Origin of the sequence: Rhodopila sp., from assembly GCF_035548235.1 — a bacterium.
Lineage (GTDB): Bacteria > Pseudomonadota > Alphaproteobacteria > Acetobacterales > Acetobacteraceae > Rhodopila.
Map to the genome: position 1 here is coordinate 1 of NZ_DASZTJ010000127.1, position 19,726 is coordinate 19,726.

The 19,726-nt window shown below is 67.7% G+C and carries 17 protein-coding genes and 2 tRNA genes; 9 read left to right on the forward strand and 10 right to left on the reverse strand.

The window, feature by feature from the left end:
* Positions 1–791, reverse strand: a 791-nt coding sequence (locus VHB27_RS11195) for an acyl-CoA dehydrogenase family protein (RefSeq protein ID WP_325600322.1), incomplete at its 3' end; no start/stop codon positions are given.
* Positions 792–1,035: 244 nt separating this feature from the next.
* Positions 1,036–2,241, reverse strand: a complete 1,206-nt coding sequence (locus tag VHB27_RS11200) for an acyl-CoA dehydrogenase family protein (protein WP_325600324.1) — start codon at positions 2,239–2,241, stop codon at positions 1,036–1,038.
* Between the two features lie 861 nt (positions 2,242–3,102).
* Here VHB27_RS11200 and VHB27_RS11205 point away from each other — a divergent pair.
* Positions 3,103–3,735: a type 1 glutamine amidotransferase gene (locus tag VHB27_RS11205; RefSeq protein WP_325600326.1), complete on the forward strand. Its 633-nt coding sequence runs from the start codon at positions 3,103–3,105 to the stop codon at positions 3,733–3,735.
* Between the two features lie 643 nt (positions 3,736–4,378).
* On the opposite strand, the gene VHB27_RS11215 is transcribed toward VHB27_RS11205, so the two are convergent.
* Positions 4,379–4,453 (reverse strand) — tRNA-Asn (locus VHB27_RS11215).
* A gap of 242 nt (positions 4,454–4,695) precedes the next feature.
* Between VHB27_RS11215 and VHB27_RS11220 the strand changes: the two genes are divergently transcribed.
* A tRNA-Leu gene (locus VHB27_RS11220) sits at positions 4,696–4,782 on the forward strand.
* 163 nt (positions 4,783–4,945) lie between these two features.
* Here VHB27_RS11220 and VHB27_RS11225 read toward each other — a convergent pair.
* Both VHB27_RS11225 and VHB27_RS11230 read right to left on the reverse strand, forming a co-directional pair.
* On the reverse strand, positions 4,946–6,136 hold the full coding sequence (locus VHB27_RS11225; protein ID WP_325600328.1) for an NnrS family protein: 1,191 nt from the start codon (positions 6,134–6,136) through the stop codon (positions 4,946–4,948).
* 156 nt (positions 6,137–6,292) lie between these two features.
* On the reverse strand, positions 6,293–7,000 hold the full coding sequence (locus tag VHB27_RS11230; protein ID WP_325600330.1) for a Crp/Fnr family transcriptional regulator: 708 nt from the start codon (positions 6,998–7,000) through the stop codon (positions 6,293–6,295).
* A gap of 165 nt (positions 7,001–7,165) precedes the next feature.
* On the opposite strand from VHB27_RS11230, the gene VHB27_RS11235 reads away from it, so the two are divergent.
* The gene (locus VHB27_RS11235) at positions 7,166–7,642 is read left to right on the forward strand and encodes a hypothetical protein (protein WP_325600332.1); all 477 of its coding nucleotides are present in this window, start codon (positions 7,166–7,168) and stop codon (positions 7,640–7,642) included.
* A 63-nt stretch (positions 7,643–7,705) separates the two neighbouring features.
* Positions 7,706–10,042, forward strand: a complete 2,337-nt coding sequence (locus VHB27_RS11240) for a nitric-oxide reductase large subunit (RefSeq protein ID WP_325600334.1) — start codon at positions 7,706–7,708, stop codon at positions 10,040–10,042.
* Positions 10,043–10,366: 324 nt separating this feature from the next.
* Here the strand turns inward: VHB27_RS11240 and VHB27_RS11245 are convergent, their stop codons facing one another.
* Complete coding sequence (locus tag VHB27_RS11245; RefSeq protein ID WP_325600336.1) at positions 10,367–11,272, reverse strand: class I SAM-dependent methyltransferase; 906 nt, start codon at positions 11,270–11,272, stop codon at positions 10,367–10,369.
* Between the two features lie 44 nt (positions 11,273–11,316).
* On the opposite strand from VHB27_RS11245, the gene VHB27_RS11250 reads away from it, so the two are divergent.
* Complete coding sequence (locus VHB27_RS11250) at positions 11,317–11,523, forward strand: hypothetical protein (protein ID WP_325600338.1); 207 nt, start codon at positions 11,317–11,319, stop codon at positions 11,521–11,523.
* A gap of 6 nt (positions 11,524–11,529) precedes the next feature.
* Entirely contained in the window at positions 11,530–12,162 is a 633-nt protein-coding gene (locus VHB27_RS11255) for a DUF7002 family protein (protein WP_325600340.1), read from the forward strand.
* 79 nt (positions 12,163–12,241) lie between these two features.
* Here VHB27_RS11255 and VHB27_RS11260 read toward each other — a convergent pair whose 3' ends face one another.
* The gene (locus VHB27_RS11260; protein WP_325600342.1) at positions 12,242–12,802 is read right to left on the reverse strand and encodes a YbaK/EbsC family protein; all 561 of its coding nucleotides are present in this window, start codon (positions 12,800–12,802) and stop codon (positions 12,242–12,244) included.
* Positions 12,803–12,888: 86 nt separating this feature from the next.
* Between VHB27_RS11260 and VHB27_RS11265 the strand changes: the two genes are divergently transcribed.
* The 3 genes from VHB27_RS11265 to VHB27_RS11275 all read left to right on the forward strand — a co-directional run bounded on the left by VHB27_RS11265 (position 12,889) and on the right by VHB27_RS11275 (position 16,666).
* The gene (locus VHB27_RS11265) at positions 12,889–14,217 is read left to right on the forward strand and encodes an NRAMP family divalent metal transporter (RefSeq protein WP_325600344.1); all 1,329 of its coding nucleotides are present in this window, start codon (positions 12,889–12,891) and stop codon (positions 14,215–14,217) included.
* Positions 14,218–14,282: 65 nt separating this feature from the next.
* Positions 14,283–15,065 carry a short-chain dehydrogenase/reductase gene (locus VHB27_RS11270; RefSeq protein WP_325600346.1) on the forward strand — a complete coding sequence of 261 codons (783 nt, stop codon included), beginning with the start codon at positions 14,283–14,285 and terminating at the stop codon, positions 15,063–15,065.
* Between the two features lie 830 nt (positions 15,066–15,895).
* On the forward strand, positions 15,896–16,666 hold the full coding sequence (locus VHB27_RS11275) for a Spy/CpxP family protein refolding chaperone (RefSeq protein ID WP_325600348.1): 771 nt from the start codon (positions 15,896–15,898) through the stop codon (positions 16,664–16,666).
* 80 nt (positions 16,667–16,746) lie between these two features.
* On the opposite strand, the gene VHB27_RS11280 is transcribed toward VHB27_RS11275, so the two are convergent.
* From VHB27_RS11280 to VHB27_RS11290, 3 genes are all read right to left on the reverse strand, one after another.
* The gene (locus tag VHB27_RS11280) at positions 16,747–17,574 is read right to left on the reverse strand and encodes an ABC transporter permease (RefSeq protein WP_325600350.1); all 828 of its coding nucleotides are present in this window, start codon (positions 17,572–17,574) and stop codon (positions 16,747–16,749) included.
* Entirely contained in the window at positions 17,574–18,455 is an 882-nt protein-coding gene (locus VHB27_RS11285; protein WP_325600352.1) for an ABC transporter permease, read from the reverse strand. Before VHB27_RS11285 ends, VHB27_RS11280 begins: the two co-directional genes overlap by 1 nt.
* Before the next feature lie 208 nt (positions 18,456–18,663).
* Positions 18,664–19,725 (reverse strand): ABC transporter ATP-binding protein, encoded by a 1,062-nt coding sequence (locus tag VHB27_RS11290; RefSeq protein WP_325600354.1) that lies wholly within the window; start codon positions 19,723–19,725, stop codon positions 18,664–18,666.
* Position 19,726: the final 1 nt, after the last annotated feature.

Sequence of the window (19,726 nt, forward strand, 5' to 3'; positions counted from 1 at the left end):
TTGCTGTATTCCAGCGTCATGGCGTTCATCGCTTCCATCGCGCCGACCGTTTCGGCGGCGGTGGCGGCGATGCCGGCCTCGACGACGTGGCGGATCGTGGGCAGGGCGTTGCCGACCTCGCCCAGCACGTCGGCGTCGGCGACGTGCACGTTGGACAGCGAGACGTCCGCCGCCCTGGTATCGTCGCGCGACAGGTAGCCGCGGCGGGCGACGCCGGCGGCCTTGGCGTCCACCAGGAACAGGGTCAGGCCGTCCTCGTCATGGCGGTCGCCGCCGGTGCGGGCGCTGACGACCAGCTTGTCGGCGGCCTCGCCATGCGACACGACGGTCTTGGCGCCGTCCAGCACCCAGCCGCCGTTGGCGCGCTTGGCGCTGGTGGCGACGTCGGTCAGGTCGTAGCGGGCCTGGCGCTCGCCATGGGCGAAGCCGAGTTTCAGGCTGCCCTCGGCGATCGCCGGCAGCAGCGCGGATTTCTGTGCCGCCGACCCCGCTTCGTTCAGCGCGGCGCCGGCCAGGACGACGGTGGACAGGAAGGGTTCCAGGACCAGCACGCGGCCGAATTCCTGCATCACCAGCATGATCTCCTGGGCCGATCCGCCGAAGCCGCCGTATTCCTCGGCGAACGGCAGGCCCAGCAGGCCCTGTTCGGCGAACTGCGACCAGACGGCGGGGGCATAGCCTTCGGGCAGCGCCATATAGCCCTTGCGCTGGGCGAAGCCATAGGTGTCCGACAGCATGCGGCTGACGCTTTCGACCAGAAGGCGCTGGTCTTCGGACGGTTCGAAATCCATTCTTCCTCTCCCCAACCGGCGCCGGGTTCCGGGGCCGTATTCGTTGCAAGTCCAACCGCGTTTTCCCGGCGCCTTCCGTATCGTGACCGGGCCTGGGCCGGTCATCCGCGGCATGGGCGCCTTCCTCTCCGCAAGCCGTGGACAGTCGGGCCTGGCCCGGCCGTGACGCGGAGAGGTCCGTTCCGCCTCACCGACATCGTGGCCGGGGGCCAGGCCCGGCCGTGACGCGGAGAGGGGGCGTCCCCTACAGCCCCAGCACGGCCTTGGTCAGGATGTTCTTCTGAATCTCGTTCGTGCCGCCGTAGATCGAGGCCGCGCGCAGCATCAGGTAGCTGCCGGTGCCGGCGCTGCTGGCTTCCAGCATGTCGTCCGGCTCGTTCAGCGCCGCGAGTTCCTGCGCCCAGATCGGGGTCGCCATCGGTCCCGACACGTCCACCGTCAATTCCGTCGTCGCCTGCAGCAACTCGGTGCCCTTGACCTTCAGCACCGAGGACAGCGGGTCGGGCTTGCCCGATCCCTTCGCCTTGTCATAGGCGGAGATGACCCGGTACTGGGTGATCTCCAGCGCCTTCATGTCCACCTGGATCTGCGCCACGCGCTGGCGGAAGGCCTGGTCCTCGATCAGCGGGCGGCCGTTCATGTTCACCTGGCCGGCCATGGTCAGCGCGGCGCGCACCCGCTCCCGCGACTTGCCCATGCGCGCGATGCCGGTGCGTTCGTTGCCCAGCAGGTACTTGGCGACGTCCCAGCCCTTGTTCTCCTGGTAGATGCGGTTCTCGACCGGCACGCGCACGTCGTCGAAGAACACCTCGTTCAGATGGTGGCTGCCGTCGATCGAAATGATCGGGCGCACCGTGATCCCCGGCGTCTTCATGTCGACCAGCAGGAAGGAGATGCCTTCCTGCCGCTTGCGCGCGTTCGGGTCGGTGCGCACCAGCAGGAAGCACCAGTCGGCGTTGTGCGCGGTGGAGGTCCAGATCTTCTGCCCGTTCACCACGTAATGATCGCCGTCGCGCTTCGCCGCCGTCTTCAGCGAGGCGAGGTCGGAGCCGGCGCCCGGTTCCGAGAAGCCCTGGCACCACCAGTCGTCCAGGTTCGCCGCGCGCGGCAGGAAGTGCTTCTTCTGCGCCTCCGACCCGAACTGGATCAGCACCGGACCGAGCATGGTGATGTTGAAGGAGAGCAGTTCGGGGGCGGGGGCGCTGAGGTTCTCTTCCAGGAAGATCATGCGCTGGATGGCCGACCAGCCGGGGCCGCCCCATTCCTTGGGCCAGGAATACGCCGCCCAGCCCTTGGCGTTGAGGATGCGCTGCCAGCGGACCGTGTCCTCCTTGCGCGGCGGGTGGCCCAGCTTCATGCGGTCGCGTGTGTCCGCGGGCAGGTTCTCGCGGATGAAGGTGCGGACTTCCTCGCGGAAGGCGCGTTCTTCCGGGGTGAAGCGTAGATCCATGGGCGTCGGTCCTCCTACTGGCCGGTAGGATAGGCGGAGGGTGGTCAGGGTGCAATCGGGGGAGAGGGAGGGGGGCGGGAACGGCGGCCGGCGGCATGGCGGGGTGGCTCGTCGGCCGGACGGGCGCGGCCTGGCCAGGATTTGTCCCCGGTACGATTTGTATTGGGCGCACGCGCAAATCCCTTTATGTCGCCGGATCAGTCCGCGAACCATGGGGAAGCACGTTGATCGCGCCCAGACCAATCCAGGTCATCGTCCTGGCGGCCGCCATGCTCGTCGCGGCAGCCGCCGTTCGACCCGCTCGGGCCGATTTCTTCGACGATATGCGGCGGACCTTCACGTCGGACATCCCGCATTTCTTCCAGGACGATATCCCGTGCGCCTTCGGCGGCCGGCCGACCAGCCATACCCGGACGTCCTGCAAGTCGGGTCACGGCGACAAGCCGGCGCCGTCGAAGCCTGCCGTTCAAAGGCCTGCGGGAGCCACCACCGAAAAGCCGCCCGCCTCCGCACAGCCTTCAGAGCGTTGAGGAACCGCGGGAGCGCCCGGCCCGCCCGGCCCGCCCGCATGGCCCGCCCGCACGGCCCAACTGGCGCCCGCCCGGTTACGCAAGGCCGCCAAGCGGCTGCCGGCGGTTTCGTGGGCGAGCCTGGACGGGAAAAGCCCGGCCAGGTTGCCGGGGTGGAGCGCGCCGTGAGCGGACCCATGAATTTGGGCATGGCGGACACCTGGAAACGGCCCCGATCCGGCGGCTGTCCGTCCGGCTCAAGCCGTGACATGCTGTGGCCATGACGATTGGCATTCTCGAGACAGGTCGCCCTCCCCTCGCATTGCGCGCGGAATGGGGCACTTACGGCGACATGATCCGCACCATGCTCGGCCGCGATCGCGAGTACCGCAGCTATGACGTGCAGGCGGGTGAGCTTCCGGCTGAGCCGACGGCGTGTTCGGCTTATGTGATCACCGGATCCGAGGCGGGGGTGAATGACGACCTGCCTTGGATCCCGCCGCTCCTCGACTGCATACGCAACGTCCGGGGGAAGGCGAAGCTTGTCGGCATCTGCTTCGGCCACCAGGCCATGGCCAAGGCGTTCGGCGGCGACGTCGCGAGGTCGCCAAAGGGCTGGTGCGTCGGCATGCACCGTTACGAAATCGTCGAGCCGCCGCCCGGCATGCGGGAGCCGCTGGCCTTCGCGATCCCGGCCTTCCACCAGGACCAGGTCGTAACGCTTCCGCCCGGCGCGCGGGTGCTCGCCGCCAGCGCGGTCACGCCGTTCGCCTCGATCGGCTACGACGACAACACAGTGTCGGTGCAGGGGCACCCGGAGTTCAGCCCTGCGTTCTCCGCTGCGCTGATACTGGCGCGCCGTCACGTTTTTGGCCCGCTCGCCGGTCCCGCATTGCTGTCCTTGCTGCAGCCGGAGGATAGCGGCCGGGCGGCTGACTGGCTGCGGCTGTTCGTTGACGGCGGTGGCCTGGATACGCCCGGCTGAGGCGCCCCCGAACGACGAAGGCCCCCGACGTCGCACGACGGGCCCTGCCCAGGGCCATCACCTTGGTTCGCGAGAAGGGTGGGTCGCATCCGCGACTTCGCGGCCCGGGGCATTTCCCGGTTTGCCTCTGCAAGCTGTGCGCCGAAAGGTTGCTGTCGCGAGCGGGATACGGATCAGAGAATTGAAATCATGAGCAAAGAGAGATTTGCCAGCATCTGGGACGCTATCTCCGAATCGCCGGCCGAGGCGGAGAACATGAAGCTCCGTTCGAGCCTGATGATCGCGCTGACCGAGCATATCAAGCACGAAGGGCTGACGCAGGCCCAGGCGGCGAAGCTGCTGGGGGTGAGCCCCGCATATCCGACCTCAAGCGCGGCAAGATCGACCTGTTCAGCATCGATACCCTGGTCAATATGCTGTCCGCCGCCGGCCTCCATGTCGAGGTTCAGATCGCCAAGGCGGCGTAGAACTTCACAGATCGGGGCCTCACAGATCGGGGCAAGCTCCACCGCGCTGGAATCACCCTTGGTTTCGATCGGCCCTGGCCGATCCCGCGCTGACCGGCCCAGCCAATCGAAACGGAGGTGGTGGAGGAAAACCCGCTCGCCAGAGCGCAATATCGCCCCCTGGTGTCGGAAAAGCGTGGCTCGGGCGGTAGGATTCGAACCTACGACCAATCGGTTAACAGCCGATTGCTCTACCGCTGAGCTACGCCCGAACAGCCAAGCCGCGACCCCAGGCCGCGAGGGCGCCTATCTAGTGGTCCGCGGAAACGCGGTCAACCGATAAACGCCGACCGGCAAATGCCGCGGGACGGACCCACGGCAAGCCCCGCGCCGCGCTTGATGCCGTTTCCCTCACGTCGGCGTTGTCGTCGGCGATCGATGTTGTATAACCCCGCTCCGCCCACGGGGTGACTCCAGCGGATGGACCTGGAGAGCGCCAGCCCCCGGCGGCCGTGCGGGTGTGGTGGAATTGGTAGACGCGCCGGACTCAAAATCCGGTTCTGGCAACAGAGTGCCGGTTCGACCCCGGCCACCCGCACCACTTGTCAGGTCGATCACGAGACCACCACCGCATTCCGAGTGCTCTCAGGCGTCGCCATCCACGATGGTCAGCCGATTTCTACTCGCCGAAAAGCGCTGACGATCCCGTTGGCGTTTGGGAGCTTGACACGGAAATCCCCATACAAATGCCGCACACGAAGCCGTCAGCCGACATCGATACGAGGCTTGAGCAGCACCGGCCCGTAGGAAGCCGCGAACAGGCCGAAGCTCGCCACCCATAGAGCCGCGGAGGCTGCGAGCAGGCCCGCCGGGTCGCTCTGCCAGGCCGCGAGTACGCGGGTCGCGCCGGCCGCCGTGATCAGCAGATAGATGACAACAGTGACGTGGTCCGCTTCGAGCGGACGTCCTGTGTGTCCGCGCGCGACCCGCGTCATGACGGCGAGCACCATGGCGCCGATCGCGCCGGCGGTGAAGGCGTGGATCGAAGCGCTCTCCGGCACGGCGCCGGTCAGGACACCGACGCCCAGCATCGCCGCGCCGATCACCAGCCAGGCGTAACCGACATGGAGGATCGCCAGCAGCGGCTCGGAAACGGTCGCGAATCCGCGCCAACGCGCCAGCCGCCACAGATTGAGCAGTGCGGCGGTGACCAGAAGGACGCCGACGAGATCGGCCGCGGGAAAGAACGCCCAGCCGAGAAGGCCGGCATGAAGGAACGCCAGCGCAATACGGTCGATCGTCCCGGAAGCGGGCGGTAGCTTCGTCGCTCCGCGCTTGACGAGCCAGTTGCGGGTAAAGGCCGGGATGATCCGCCCCCCGATCGCGGATATCAGGGCGATGACGGCGACGATCGCGAGCCGCCATCCGAGGCCCGGCGCTACGTTGAACCCTGCCAGTTCCAAGTAGGTGAGCAGGTCGGCGATCCCGAGCACGGCGACTGGGATTGGCATCGCCAGGTTGCGCCAATTGCGCGCAGCGATGATTTCGCGCGCGGCTACTCCGCAGAGCGCGCACGGAAATGCCAGATCGACTGCCGCGGCGAGCCAGAGGGGCATGAGCGCCGAGACGAGCCCGACGATCCGGCCGGCGAGCCACAGCGCCGCGAGCGCCAACAGCGGGCCGCCCGCGATCGGGGCGCGGCCGGTCCAGTTCGGAATGGCGGTCAGCAGGAAGCCGGCGATGGCGGCGAACCCGAACCCGAACAGCATCGCATGGATGTGCCACGTCAGCGGATCGAAGCGGCTTGGCAAAGTCCCCCCGTACAGAAGCAGGCCGATCCACAGCGCGAGCGCCAAGGCTGCCCAGATCCCCGCCGCCAGGAAGAAGGGCCGGAACGCGAGCGACCACAGAGCAGCCGGAGGCCGTTGCTCCGAACCGGGCGCCGCCAACGTCACGGCGCGTTCCTGTCACCGGTACGTGGTTCTCCGGCTGGAGTTCGGCGCATCCACTCAGGCATCGGGCTCCGATATTGCGGCAGCATGCGCCCACGATAGGGCACGACCGGGCGGGGATGTTTGCGCCGGCGCAAACGCCGTGCAGACGCTGGCGTCTCACCCGGCGCCGTCTTCCGCAATTCGCGCAATCTCCGAAGGGCACCGGATGGTCAGCCGCTGGTTGTTCGTCGCGAGAAGTCCTGCCTTCTCCCAGCCGGCGAGGATCCGGCTGGCAGTGTGCAGCGTCGTCCCGGCGATGTCCGCCACATCTTTGCGCCGGAGCGGGAACTCGATTGCCGTCCCGTCAACGGTGCTGTGCCCGGCCTGGCCCGCCAGCCTAAGCACCGTATGCGCGACGCGGTGCTCGGCATCCTGGGTCGCCAGTTCCCGCACTCGCTCCTGCACTTCCTGCAGGCGTTTGCCGATGATGCGAATCACGTTGATGCCGATTTGCGGATGCTTGTGGATCAGGTCGAGCAATTCAGCCTCACTCCAGCTTGCCTCGAGCGTCTCAGCGAGGGCGATCGCATCGGCGGGATAGCGACCGTCGGTGAAGAGCGCCACGGTTCCGAACATTTCGCCGGATCGAATAAAGCGGATGATGACCTGGGCGCCGTCGCTGCCGGATTGCTCGATCCGCACCGCACCTTCGATCACGGCGTGGGCGCGCTCGCCACCGTCGCCCTGGGCGAAGATGCGCAGATCCTTGGGCACACGTCGCAGGCGCGCGACCGCAGCGACGGCCTCCAGCGCCGATGTCGGGAGACCTTGAAAAAGCTCCATTGCGCCAAGGACTTCCGGCGAAATTTGAGAGGCAATGGCCATGGACAGGACATTACCGGTTCACGCTGACGAAGGGGAGCGGTTTGCGCCAGCGCAAACGCGCCAATCCGTCCCGGCGGTAGAGTCATCCTACGGAAGACGAGGTCCGGTGCATGACTGGTTTGATGTTTGCCGATAAAGCATGGCACCCTGGTCCGGCCTAGAGCCATGGATGACGTTGTCATCGCCAGGGCTCTGCACGTCCTTGCCGTCGTGATCTGGATCGGCGGGCTGTCGATGGTGACAACCGTCGCGCTACCTGCAGTGAGACGGGGCGATCTCGGCGCGGACCCACTGCGCTCGTTCCAAGCAATCGAACACCGGTTCGTTTGGCAGGCCCGGACGGCTGTCCTCGTGGTCGGCCTGACCGGCCTCGACATGACGTGGCGGCTCGACCTTTGGGACTGGTTTCGGAGCGCCGGTTTCTGGTGGATGCACGCCATGGTTTCCCTGTGGTTGCTGTTCGCCTTCGTCCTGTTCATTGCCGAACCCCTCATCCTGCATCGCCATTTCCGGCGATGGGCGGCAGAACGGCCACAGACCGCCTTCGTCTGGCTGCACCGCGCCCATTGGGCGCTCCTGGTGCTGAGCGTCGTGACGATTTTGGGTGCGGTTGCCGGGAGCCAGGGATGGTCGATCTTCTGAAACCGGACGCGCCGCGCCAGCGCGATCAGGGGGGTGAGACAAGATAACGGGAGGGAGCAGGCGATGACTTTGGAGGTCGAACGGATTGATCCGCCGATGCAGGACGCGGTGAGCGCCGTCCTCAAATGGGTGCTGCTTGCCGTCGCCATCGTTACCTTTGCCCTGCTGGCCTGGGCGACGACCGCGACCTACCGGCTCGCTCCGCCGCAGCCCGACCGGTTCACGGGCGTGGACGGGGCGGTGTTGATGACCGATGCCGATATCGTCGCCGGCAAGGGCGGATTCCAGAAAGCCGACCTTATGGATTACGGCAGCCTCTACGGCATGGGGTCCTATTACGGTGAGGACTATACGGCCTCGACGCTGGTGCGGCTTGGCACCGTCACACGCGAGACCATCGCCCGGGTCACGACCGGCAAAGCCTTTGCCAGCCTTTCGTCCGACCAGCAGGCGGCCGCGACGACCGTCATGCAGCATGACCTGCAAAGCATCGATCTCACCAAGGCCGACGTTGTCTTGCCGCAACCCGTCGCCGCCGCCCTCGTCAGCGTGCGCGATGAGATCGCCAAGGCGCTGAATGTCGCCGATCCGGCGAACGGCTGGACACCAGCCTACAGCCTGGATCCCCAGCTCGCTCGGCAGACGGCGGACTTCCTGGTGTTCTCCGCGCTCACCACTGTCGCGCGCCGGCCGGGCGTCACCTGGTCGTGGACGGAGAATTGGCCTTACGAGCCGCTGGTAGGCAACACACCGACCACCAACACCTTCAAATGGACCTGGATCAGCTTCTGTTTCACCTTCTTCGCGTTCGGCGTCGTCTTGTTCATCTACGAGTTCTTTCTGAATGATCCCGATGACGCGCCGATGGACCCGGTGCTTTCGATTTTCCACCCGCTGACGCCGAGTCAGAAACGAATCTGGAAATATTTTCTCGTCGTTGCCGCGCTGCTGCTGGTGCAGATCGCCGCCGGCACGATCATGGCGCATTCCTACTATGACCGGACCAGCTTTTACGGCTACGACATCAACCGCCTGTTCCCCTTCAACTTCCTGCGCGACGTCCATATCCAGGCGCCGATCGTCTGGATCGGCCTCTCGTGGATCGGCGCGGCGCTGTTCCTTGCGCCCGCAATCGCCGGCGGCCAGGAAGCCGGGGGCCAGCATTGGCTTGTCGATCTGCTGTTCTGGGTGACGTTGTTCATCGTCGCCGGCGCGCTGATCGGCGACTATCTCGGCATCATGGGGGTGATCAACAAGGACTGGTTCTGGTTCGGCAATCAGGGCCTCTCCTACATCCAGCTCGGCCGCTTCTGGCAAATCGGCTTCTTCATCGGCCTGGCGCTGTGGAGCCTGCTGGTGATGCGGGCGCTATGGCCGAGCACGGCACAATGGCGGAAAGCAGCGGGCCAGTTCTGGACCGGGCGCATCCGGCTGGAGCACTTGATCTGGGCCTCCACCATCAACATCGCGGTGCTCTACGTCTTCGGCATGATCCCGCTGACCGGGATTGAGAAGTCCTTCACGCTCACAGACTTCTGGCGCTGGTGGGTGGTTCATCTCTGGGTCGAGCAATCCTTCGAATTCTTCGCCGCCGCGATAAGCGCCTATCTGTTGATGGGTGTGGGACTCGTCTCGCGCAAGCTCGCCGAGCGCGCGACCTATTTCGAAATCATCCTGATCTTTCTCGGCGGCGTCATCGGCACCGGCCACCATCTCTACTGGGCGGGAGGCCCCAGCATGTGGGTGCCGATGGGCAGCATGTTCTCGTTCATCGAAGTGCTGCCGCTGGTGCTCTTGATCATCGAGGCCATCAACCATTACCGCCTGATCAAGGCGCATCAGGAGTTCAACTACAGGCTCGCCTACACCTACGTCATCGGCGCGGCCTTCTGGAACTTCGTCGGCGCCGGCGTCTTCGGCGGCGGCACGCTCAACGCGCCGCTGGTGAACTACTACGAGCATGGCACCTTCCTGACGCTGAACCACGCGCACACGGCGCTGTTCGGCGCGTTCGGAGAGCTGGCGATCGGACTGATCTATTTCTGCCTGCGCTACATCCATGCCGAACGGCCCGCATTCTCCGAGACGCTCGGGCTATGGGCGTTCTGGCTCTACAATGGCGGGCTGGCGCTGTGGATCCTGCTGAACTTCTTCCCGATCGGCTGGCCGCAGCTCGATGCCGTCTATGAGCATGGGCTGGCCTACGCCAGAAGCAGCGCGTTCTACAATACGACGCTGTTCTGGCAGTGGATGCGTCTGCCGGGCGACGTCGTTTTCGCGGCCGGCGCGATGCTGATGGCCTGGGACTTCATCGTCAAGTTGCGTCCGCTGTACCCGCAGTCAATCGACAGGTTGATCTTCCGCAAACCATTGCCGGCCGATCCCCAGGCAGCGGCGTGATTTTGGGCGGAGAGGCATCCGCCGCGAGCATTATCAGCGGCGGAAATGTGAGGTTGGCGGCTTATGGCCTTGCACTGCGCGGAACTCGATCGGTGACACGCCGTAATGGGCGTGGAAGCACCGACTGGCGTGAACGCTCTGCATCGGCATCAGCCGGCTGCACGCTTCGGCTTGTGATCGTGCGGTTGGGAAGCCACGGTGGGATAGGCGCCATGGGGCCTTTCAAATCCGGCTCTGGCAACAGGGTGTCGGTTCGATCCCGACCACCTGCACCATTCCGGACGCACCGATCCGGCCGCATCGTCCCGACCCGCACCGTTCCAGTCAGGCGGCCTCGAACACCCCCATGACGATGCGCAGCCGGCCCTCCCGCAGGTTGCGCGCGAAATTCGCCGCCATGCCGCCGAAGCGCGCGCCCATCACGGCGCCCAACGTCACCGCCACACCAGTGCCTCCACTGGCGGCGCCCCCATTGGGAGTTCCCCCACTGGCAGCGCCCCCACTGGCAGCGGGACGGGGCTGCGCCGCCCAGGCCAGCGCCTCCTGCGTCACGTCGACCCAATGGACCGGCCGGAACCCGCTTCGGCGCAGCACGTCCAGCGTGCCGGCCTCCGTCAGCAGCGTGCTGTCCGCCGCCGTCTCGGCCCAGGGAACCGGATAGACCGGGTCGGCCGCCCCATCGACGCGCAGGACGTCGTGCAGCGCCAGCCGCCCGCCCGGCTTCAGCACCCGGCGGAAACCGCCGTAAAGCCCCGCCCGGTCGGCGATGTTCATCGCCACGTGCTGGGTCCACACCAGGTCGAACCGCGCATCCGGGAACGGCAGGGCGAGAAGGTCGCCGGGCTGGAAGGTGACCGCGTCTGCCAATCCCGTCCGCTCCGCCAGCATCGCAGCCAGGCTGACATAGGCCGGCGACAGGTCGACCCCGACGACCCGGCACCCGCGCGTGGCGGCGAGGATGCGTGCCGGCCCGCCCAGGCCGGACCCGGCATCGAGCACCGCCGCGCCCGGCGCGGGATCCGCCAACTCCACCAGCCGCAGCGTCGCCGGCAGGCCGCCCATGTGGAACTGGTCCAGCCCGGCCAGGTGCTTCGGATCGACCGGCCCGGGCGGCAGCGCCTCCAGCAGCGTGCGGATGCGGCCGGGAAGGTCTGGCCCGGTCTCCGCCTCGTAATGGCCGCGCACGGCGTCCGAGCGCGGTCCTGATGGTGCCGCCGGGTGATCGATCATCGGCCTGCCTCTGTCCGGTTGATGGTGGATGGACAACGGTCTAGATGGCGAACGAACTCGCCATGCCGGACAGCTACGTCAAGAATCGCGCTTTGAAAGACCGGATATTCGACCGGGTCGGCGACGACCCCAAGGCATTCAACCGGGTCGGCGACGACCCGAGGGCATTCGACCGGGTCGGTGACGACCCCAAGGCATTCAACCGGGTCGGCACCGACCCGAGCGCGGCGGTCCGCCGGCAAGGCCGCTGACCGCGGATGTCGCCGGACGAATTCGCCGCGCTGCATCCGCGCCTGTTCCACCTCACCGCGCCGGACGCCTACGCAAGCATGCAGCGCCACGGCATGCGCTCGGCCAGCAGCCTGCTGCGGCTGTTCGGCACCCCCGAACCGGCGCTGATCGAAACGCGCCGCCGCCCCACCGAGGTGGTGCTGAACGCGCCGGCGGTGGGACGGGCCGTGCTCAACGACAACCTGCCCCTGTCCGAGGCCGCCCTGGCAGGCTGCCTCGACGATGGGCTGCTGCCGGCGGACTGGCTCGCGATGCTGAACGCGCGGATCTTCTTCTGGGCCAGCGAGGACGGGCTGCGGCGGCTGGCGTCGGCGCGGATGAACCGGGGACGCCGGCGGACCGTCCTGGTCGTCGACACGCTGCGCCTGGCGCGCGCCTATGCGCCGTGGATCGACCTGTCGCCGATCAACGCCGGCGCGACGGTGCGGCGGCCGGCGCGGCGCGGACTGGCGACGTTCTCGCCGCTGCTGGCGCGGCCCTATGACGCCTGGCGCCGCCAGCGGGGCCGGATCGACCGCGTGATCGAGGTCGCGGTCCGCTGCGACATCCCCGACATCGCCGCGTATGTGCTGGAGGTCCGCGAGATCGGGGAGGCCTGAAGCATGACGGCGCTCGCGCATCATGCCTGTTCGACCGCGCGGTTCAGGTCTGCGGCGACCGCGCCTCCGGTCATCGGGCTCAGGCCCCCGTCTTGGTTCCTGTGTGGCCCCCCGTCTGGCCCCCCGTCTGAGCCCCCGTCTGGCCCCCCGTCTCGGCCCCCGTCTGGGCCCCCGTCTTGGCGACATCGGCGAAGGCGGCGCCCGTCAGGGTCACCAGGTCCTGCGGCGTCAGCCGGAAGATCGCGTTGGGGGAGCCGGCGGCCGCCCAGATGACCGCGTGCGCCCGCAGGTCGCCGTCCAGGAACGTCACCGGTGGCACCGTATGGCCGATCGGCGCGACGCCGCCCGGCACGAAGCCGCTCTCGGCCACGAAATCCGGCGTCGCCCGCTTGATCTTCTGCCCCAGCAGGGCCGCGACCTTCTTCTCGTCGACCCGGTTGGCGCCCGAGGCGACCACCAGCACGCCGCGCCCGTCCGCCGCCTGGAACAGCATGGATTTGGCGATCTGCGCCACCTCGCAGCCGATCGCCGCGGCGGCCTCGGCCGAGGAGTGCGTGCTCTCCTCGAACTCCACGACCGTATAGGCGTCGCCCAGCAGGGCCTGGATGCGTTTCGCGCCGTCGGTTTCGGCAGGCTTCATCGTCTGTCTCCGCTCTCGAATTCCGTTGTGCCGTATCGCTGCCCGCCGTGGTAGTCGGGGCGCACTGCCCCTGGATGCCCGTCCGCATGTTCAAGCTCCGCCGCCATTTCCCGTCCCGCCACCTGCTGGCCAAGCGGATCGCCGTGCATCGCGCGCCGCGGCAGCCGCCCGGCCGCGGCCTGTGGTCGGTCCTGGGGCCCGGCCTGATCACCGGCGCGTCGGACGACGATCCCAGCGGGATCGCCACCTATTCGCAGGTGGGCGCGGCGTTCGGGACCGGCATGTGCTGGGTCATGCTCTTCACCTTCCCCCTGATGGCCGCGATCCAGGAGATCAGTGCTCGGATCGGCCGGGTCACGGGACACGGGATCGCCGGCAACATCCGGACCCATTATCCGCGCTGGGTGCTGCTGGCCATGGTGGCGCTGCTGCTGGTGGCGAACATCATCAACCTCGGCGCCGACCTGGGGGCGATGGGCGATGCGCTGGCGCTGATCTTCCCCGGCGCCCGCCAAGCCTATGTCGTCGCCTTCGCCGTCGGCTGCGCGGCGCTGGAGACCTTCTCCCGCTACGAGCGGTACGTCACGCTCTTGAAATGGTGCTCGACGTTCCTGCTGGCCTATGTCGCCACCGCCTTCGCGGTCGACACGCCCTGGGGGCAGGTCGCGCACAATACCTTCATTCCCAACTTCAGCTTCGGGCAGGACTACGTCGTCGGCATCGTCGCGGTGCTGGGGACCACGATCACCCCGTATTGCTTCTTCTGGCAATCGTCGCAGGAAGCCGAGGACGAACGCATCGATCCGCATGCGAAACCGCTGCTGGAGGCGCCGGAGCAGGCCAAGGCGCAGATCGGGCGCATCCGGGTCGATACCTATGTCGGCATGGGCTATTCCAACCTGATCAGCCTGTTCATCATCGTCACCGCCGCGGCGACGCTGCACGCGCACGGGATAACCGACATCCAGACCTCGGCCCAGGCGGCGGAGGCGTTGCGGCCGATCGCCGGCCCGCTGACCTTCGCGCTGTTCGCCGCCGGCATCATCGGCATCGGGCTGCTGGCGATCCCGGTGCTCGCCGGCTCCTGCGCCTATGCGCTGGGCGAAGCGCTGGACTGGCCCACCGGCCTGAGCCGCCTGCCGCTGGACGCGCGCGCGTTCTATGGCACGATCACCGTGGCGACGCTGATCGGGATGGGGATCAACTTCGTCGACGTCGATCCGGTGAAGGCGCTGTTCTGGTCTGCGGTGATCAACGGCGTGGTCGCGGTGCCGCTGATGGCGACGATGATGGTGATGGGATCGGCGCCGAAAGTGCTGGGACGGTTCACGCTGCCCTGGGGGCTGACGGCGCTGGGCTGGCTGTGCACCGGCGTGATGGCGGTGGCGGTCGTGATCATGATCGCGACCTGGTAGCGCGCGGCTTTGCCGCGGCCTGGTTCCCGGCTATGCAGGCCGTCAAGAACACAGGAGGACGCGTCATGGAGCTGAATCTGGCCGGCCGTACCGCGTTGGTCACCGGCGCCTCGAAAGGGATCGGGCTCGCCACCGCCCGCTGCCTGGCGCAGGAGGGCGTGAACCTGGTCCTGGTGTCCCGCACGCTCGCGGACCTGGAGGCGGCGCGGGCCGAGATCGTCGGTCGGCACAATGTCGGCGTCGAGGTCCACGCGCTGGACCTGTCCGACAGCCGCAACGTCGATTTCCTGGCCGACCGCCATCCCGGCATCGACATCCTGGTGAACAACGCCGGCGCGATCCCCGGCGGCGACCTGGACGCGGTCACCGAGGCGCGCTGGCGGGCCGCGTGGGACCTGAAAGTCTTCGGCTACGTCAACATGTGCCGCCGTTTCTATACCGAGATGAAGACGCGGAGGCGCGGCGTCATCATCAACGTCATCGGCATGGGCGGGGAGCGGATGGACCGTGCCTATATCGCCGGCGCGGCGGGCAACGCCGGGCTGATGGCGTTCACCCGGGCGCTGGGCGGTTCGGCGGGGGACGATGGGCTGCGGGTGGTGGGGATCAATCCGGGCGCGATCGCCACGGATCGGCTGGTGACGCTGATGAAGACGCGGGCCAAGGACCGGTTCGGCGACGAAAACCGATGGGAGGAGCTGATGAAACCACTTCCCATGGGACGCGCGGGGAAGCCGGAGGAGATTGCGGTGATGGTGGCGTTCCTGGCATCGGACCTTTCAGCCTATACGAGCGGGACGATCGTGACGATCGACGGCGGGGCGACGCATCGGGGGTCGATGTTCTGAACGAGGGACGCCGTCCCGGTGCCGCTCGCGACACGGATGCGCCGCGGCAACACCCTGGCGAGCATCGAGGCTGGGCGGCGACGAGTGGGCGTCCATCCATGACAACTGCGCGGCGGAATGCCGCGCTTGACCTGGATCAATGTTGGCCGTCGGCGCGGATGGCTTGCTAAGGCGCGCAACCAAGGGACATCAGGGCGATCATCATGCGGCCTGGGGCGGCAAGTCTGGTCAGGGCGGTGGCGGCAGGGCTGGTCCTGCTCATTGTGCTCGCGCTGAACGGGACCCTGGCATCCGCGCGCAGCGAGCATCGGGAGATGCCCCGGACCGTCCAGGACGGTTTCAGGTCTTCGCCTCGTCCTCAACGCGATTCCGCCGTGCGCGCGACCGGGATCGCCGTGGCTCGTCTGGTCGTTCGACCGAGTATCGACGGCGGCGCCGACGGCCCGTGCGGGAACGGCGGCTGCCATTGCCCCTGCGGCTGCAACGCGCATGCCTGCTGGGGCACGGTCGCCTTCATGCCTGCCGAAACCGATGGTTTCCTTGGGCGTCCCGCATCGAGCCTGCCATGGGCTGCGCTGCAGACGTTTCGTGGCGGAATGCGCAGGGCGCCCGACGATCGGCCACCCCGCCTGACCTGACGGGACGCTGACAGCCGGCCAGGCACGACCGCGCGGGAGCGCCGTTCTTGGCCCCTATCGGCGCCCATTCCGGATACGCACCGACCGCGGGCCGCGCATCGGGTTTCCCGTCCTCGCCAAACGTGATGCGGCGTCCGCATCCCTGCACGACACACCAATTCAAGGAACACAGCCATGTCTCGTACCAATCCGTTGACCATTCGCGCGCTTCTCATCGCGTCGGCGCTCGTTGCCGGCCCGGCGGCGAGCTTCGCTCAGACCACGCCGTCCGCCGGGCTGTCGGGGGAAGATCAAGGCACGCACCATCCGGAAAACCCGCAGTCCGGGTCGACCGCCCCAGGGGTGCCGGCGGGCATGCCCAGGGGGATGATGGGGCAGCAAGGGCAGGGCGGCATGATGTCCGGTGCCATGCACCAGACCATGTTCGGGCAGGCGGGGGAGGATGGCAGTGCGCACCATCCGGAGGCAGGCGCCGCTGATCCGTCGGCCGGCGCGCCGTGCCAGAGCGCACCGTGCCAGGGCGCGCCGATAGGCATGATGGGACAGCGCGGTCAGGGCGGCATGATGTTCGGCGACATGCACCGGATGATGTCGATGATGCGCGGCATGATGACGATGATGAGCGCCCAGAGCGGCATGATGACATCAAACGTCGAAGGCCGCATCGCGTCCCTCAGATCCGAACTCGGCATCACCGAGGCCCAGGCACCGCAATGGAACCGCTTCGCCGATGCGCTTCGCGCAACCGCGAAGTCCATGAACGGCATGTATGGACGGATGATGCACGCCACGGACGCGACGGTGCTGCCCGCACGGCTTGAGGCGCAGGTGACGGCGCTCTCCGACCATCTCGCGTCGCTCAAGGCGCTCAAGGAGGCGCTCGATCCGCTCTATGCGTCCTTCAGCGACGACCAGAAGAAACGCGCCGATCGGTTGATGATCGGCCCGATGGGCATGATGTAAGCAAGCAGGGGCCGGCGGTCAGGCGCGCAACCTGCCGCCGCCCCCTGCCGCCTCCCCCTTGCCGTCTCCCCCTTGCCGTCTCAACGCTTCGCCCGCGTCACGATCTGCGTCGGGTTGACGAAGCGCAGCGCGATCAGCAGCCAGACCAGCGTGGTGACCATGTAGACCACCGCCATCGCATCGACCGACTGCCCCGGCCGCACGCCCGCGGCGAACACGGCGTAATAGAGCGCCACCACCAGCGTCTGGCTGGTCGGGCCCGAGGTCAGGAACGTCAGTTCGAACATCGCCACCGTCCGCACCAGCACCAGCAGCATCGCCGCCAGGATCCCGGGCGTCAGCAGCGGCACCAGCACCTGCACGAACAGCCGTCCCAGGCCGGCGCCGAAGACCCTGGCCGCGGCCTCCACCCGCGGGTCGATCTGCTCGATGAACGGGATCATGATCAGCACGACGAACGGCACCGTCGGCACCAGGTTCGCGAGGATCACCCCCCAGATCGAGCCGGCGAGATGCGCCTGGTACAGCACCGTGGCCATCGGGATGCCATAGGTGATGGGCGGCACCATCAGCGGCAGCAGGAACAGCAGCATCACCGCCTTCTTGCCGGGGAAATCGCGCCGCGCCATCGCATAGGCCGCCGGCACGCCGATCAGCCCGGACAGCACCACCACCGCGCCTACCACCTGCACGGTGACGACCAGGATGTCGGGCAGTTGGAACTCGTTCCACGACATCGCGTACCACCGCCCGGTCCACCCCGCGGGCAGCCAGGTCGCGAACCAGCGCGTGCCGAAGGAGTTCACCACCACGGTCGCGATCATCGCCACCAGGTTGACGATGAAGAACGCCACCAGCACCCAGACCGAGGTCGCCCACAGCCGCTCGCCGATCGGACGCCGGCGCATCAGCCTTTTCCCGAACTGGCGGGGCCGCGGAACACCAGGCCGCGCGCGGCCAGCAGGCCGACGACGATGACGATCTGCACCGCGGCCATGATCATCGCGATGGCGGAGGCCATCGCGTAGTCGTACTGCTCGAACGCCGCCTGGTACGCCGCGATCGAGATCACCCGCGTCGGCCCCGCCGGCGCGCCCAGCAGCACGGCCGAGGGAAACACCGAGAACGCCTGCACGAAGGACAGCGCCAGGGTGATCGCCAGCCCCGGCGCCAGCAGCGGCAGGATGATGCGGAAGAACCGCGACCGGTTGCGCGCGCCCAGCATGCGGCCCGCCTGCTCCAGCGCCGGGTCGATGCCGGTGACATAGGACAGCGTCAGCAGGAAGCTGAAGGGAAAGCCGCTGATGACCAGCGACAGCATCACGCCCCAGTAATTGTGGATCAGCCGGATCGGCGTATCGGTGATGCCGAAATCCATCAGGAACCGGTTCACCCAGCCGCGCGGGCCGAGATAGGTCAGCAGCCCCTCGGCCACCAGCACCGTGCCGAGGGTGATGGGGATCACCAGGATCGTGGTCAGCAGCTTCTGCCGGCGCATCAGCCGCACGCGCATGGCGACGGGGATGGACAGGACGACGTTCAGCAGCGTCGCGGGCACGGCGATCGCCAGCGTCTTCCAGATCGTCGTGTAGAGGAACGGGTCGGAGAAGAACGCGGCATAGTTCGCCAGCGGCCCGCCTTCCTTCGGCCGGAACGACAGGAACAGCCCGTAGAGGAACGGGTAGACGAACAGCGCCACGACGAACAGCACGCCCGGCAGCACCAGCAGCGTCACGCCGTCCAGGCCCCGGTTGCGCAGCCGCAGGCGGAGGGAAGGGGTGGCGGTCATGGGACGGCGCTCATGTGGCCCGCCCCGGCCGTTGCGTTGCCGTCATGGATCGGCCCGACCGCGCCACCCCGTTGCCCTGAAGTAACAGATGGCCCGGTCAGGCCGGTCCATGACGGTATAGAAATGGCCAGGCCGGGCCATGACGGAGATGACCCGGCCGGGCCGAACCATGGCGGAGAGAGGAGGGAGACGTCGGACGCAAGCGCCATCACGCCAGCCCTCCGGCATACACCAGCACCCGCTCCGGCGCCGCCGCCAGCCGCACCGTCTCCCCCGCCTTCAGCCGCGTTTCCGTTCGGAAGAACAGCTCCGTCCCGTCCGCGGCGCGCGCGAAGCCATAGAAGTCGCGGCCGCGGTATTCCGTGGCTTCGACCACCGCGGCGATCGGGCCGTCCAGGGTGGCCACCAGGTCCTCCGGCCGGATCGCCGCGACCGCTCGGCCGTTCACCGGCTCGATCGGCGTTCCGCCCAGGAACGCGCCCGCGATCGTCACCGTCACGTTGTCGTTGGACGGCGCGGCGATCGTCTCGATGATGTTGCGGTAGCCCATGAACTCCGCCACGTCGGCATGGGCGGGGCGGGCGTACAGTTCCTCGGGCGTGCCGATCTGGCGCACCCGTCCGTCGCGCAGCACCACGATCCGGTCGGCCAGCGACAGCGCCTCGTCCTGGTCGTGCGTCACATAGATCGTCGAGCAGCCCAGCGTCTGGTGGATGCGCCTGATCTCCGCCCGCATCTCCAGCCGCAGCTTGGCGTCCAGGTTGGACAGCGGCTCGTCCATCAGCACCAGCGGCGGCTCGACCACGATGGCGCGCGCGATCGCCACGCGCTGCTGCTGCCCGCCCGAGAGCTGGCCGGGCAGCTTGTCGGCATGCGCCTGCAGCCGCACCAGCGCCAGCGCCTCGTCGACGCGGCGGGCGATCTCGTCCCTGGGGCGGCGCTGCGACACCAGGCCGAAGCCGATGTTCCGCCGCACCGTCATGTGCGGGAACAGCGCGTAGTTCTGGAACACCATGCCGAAGCCCCGGTCTTCGGGGTCCAGCTCATCGATGCGCCTCTCGTCCAGCCAGATCGCGCCCCCGGTCAGCGGCAGCAGGCCCGCCAGGCAGTTCAGCGCGGTGGACTTGCCGCAGCCCGACGGGCCCAGCAGGGCGATGAACTCGCCCCGCTGCACCGTCAGCGACACGTCCGACAGGGCCTTCATCGGCCCGAATTCCCGCGTGATCCCCTCCAGCCGGAGGGAGCGGAAGGCATGCGACGCGAGTGCCATG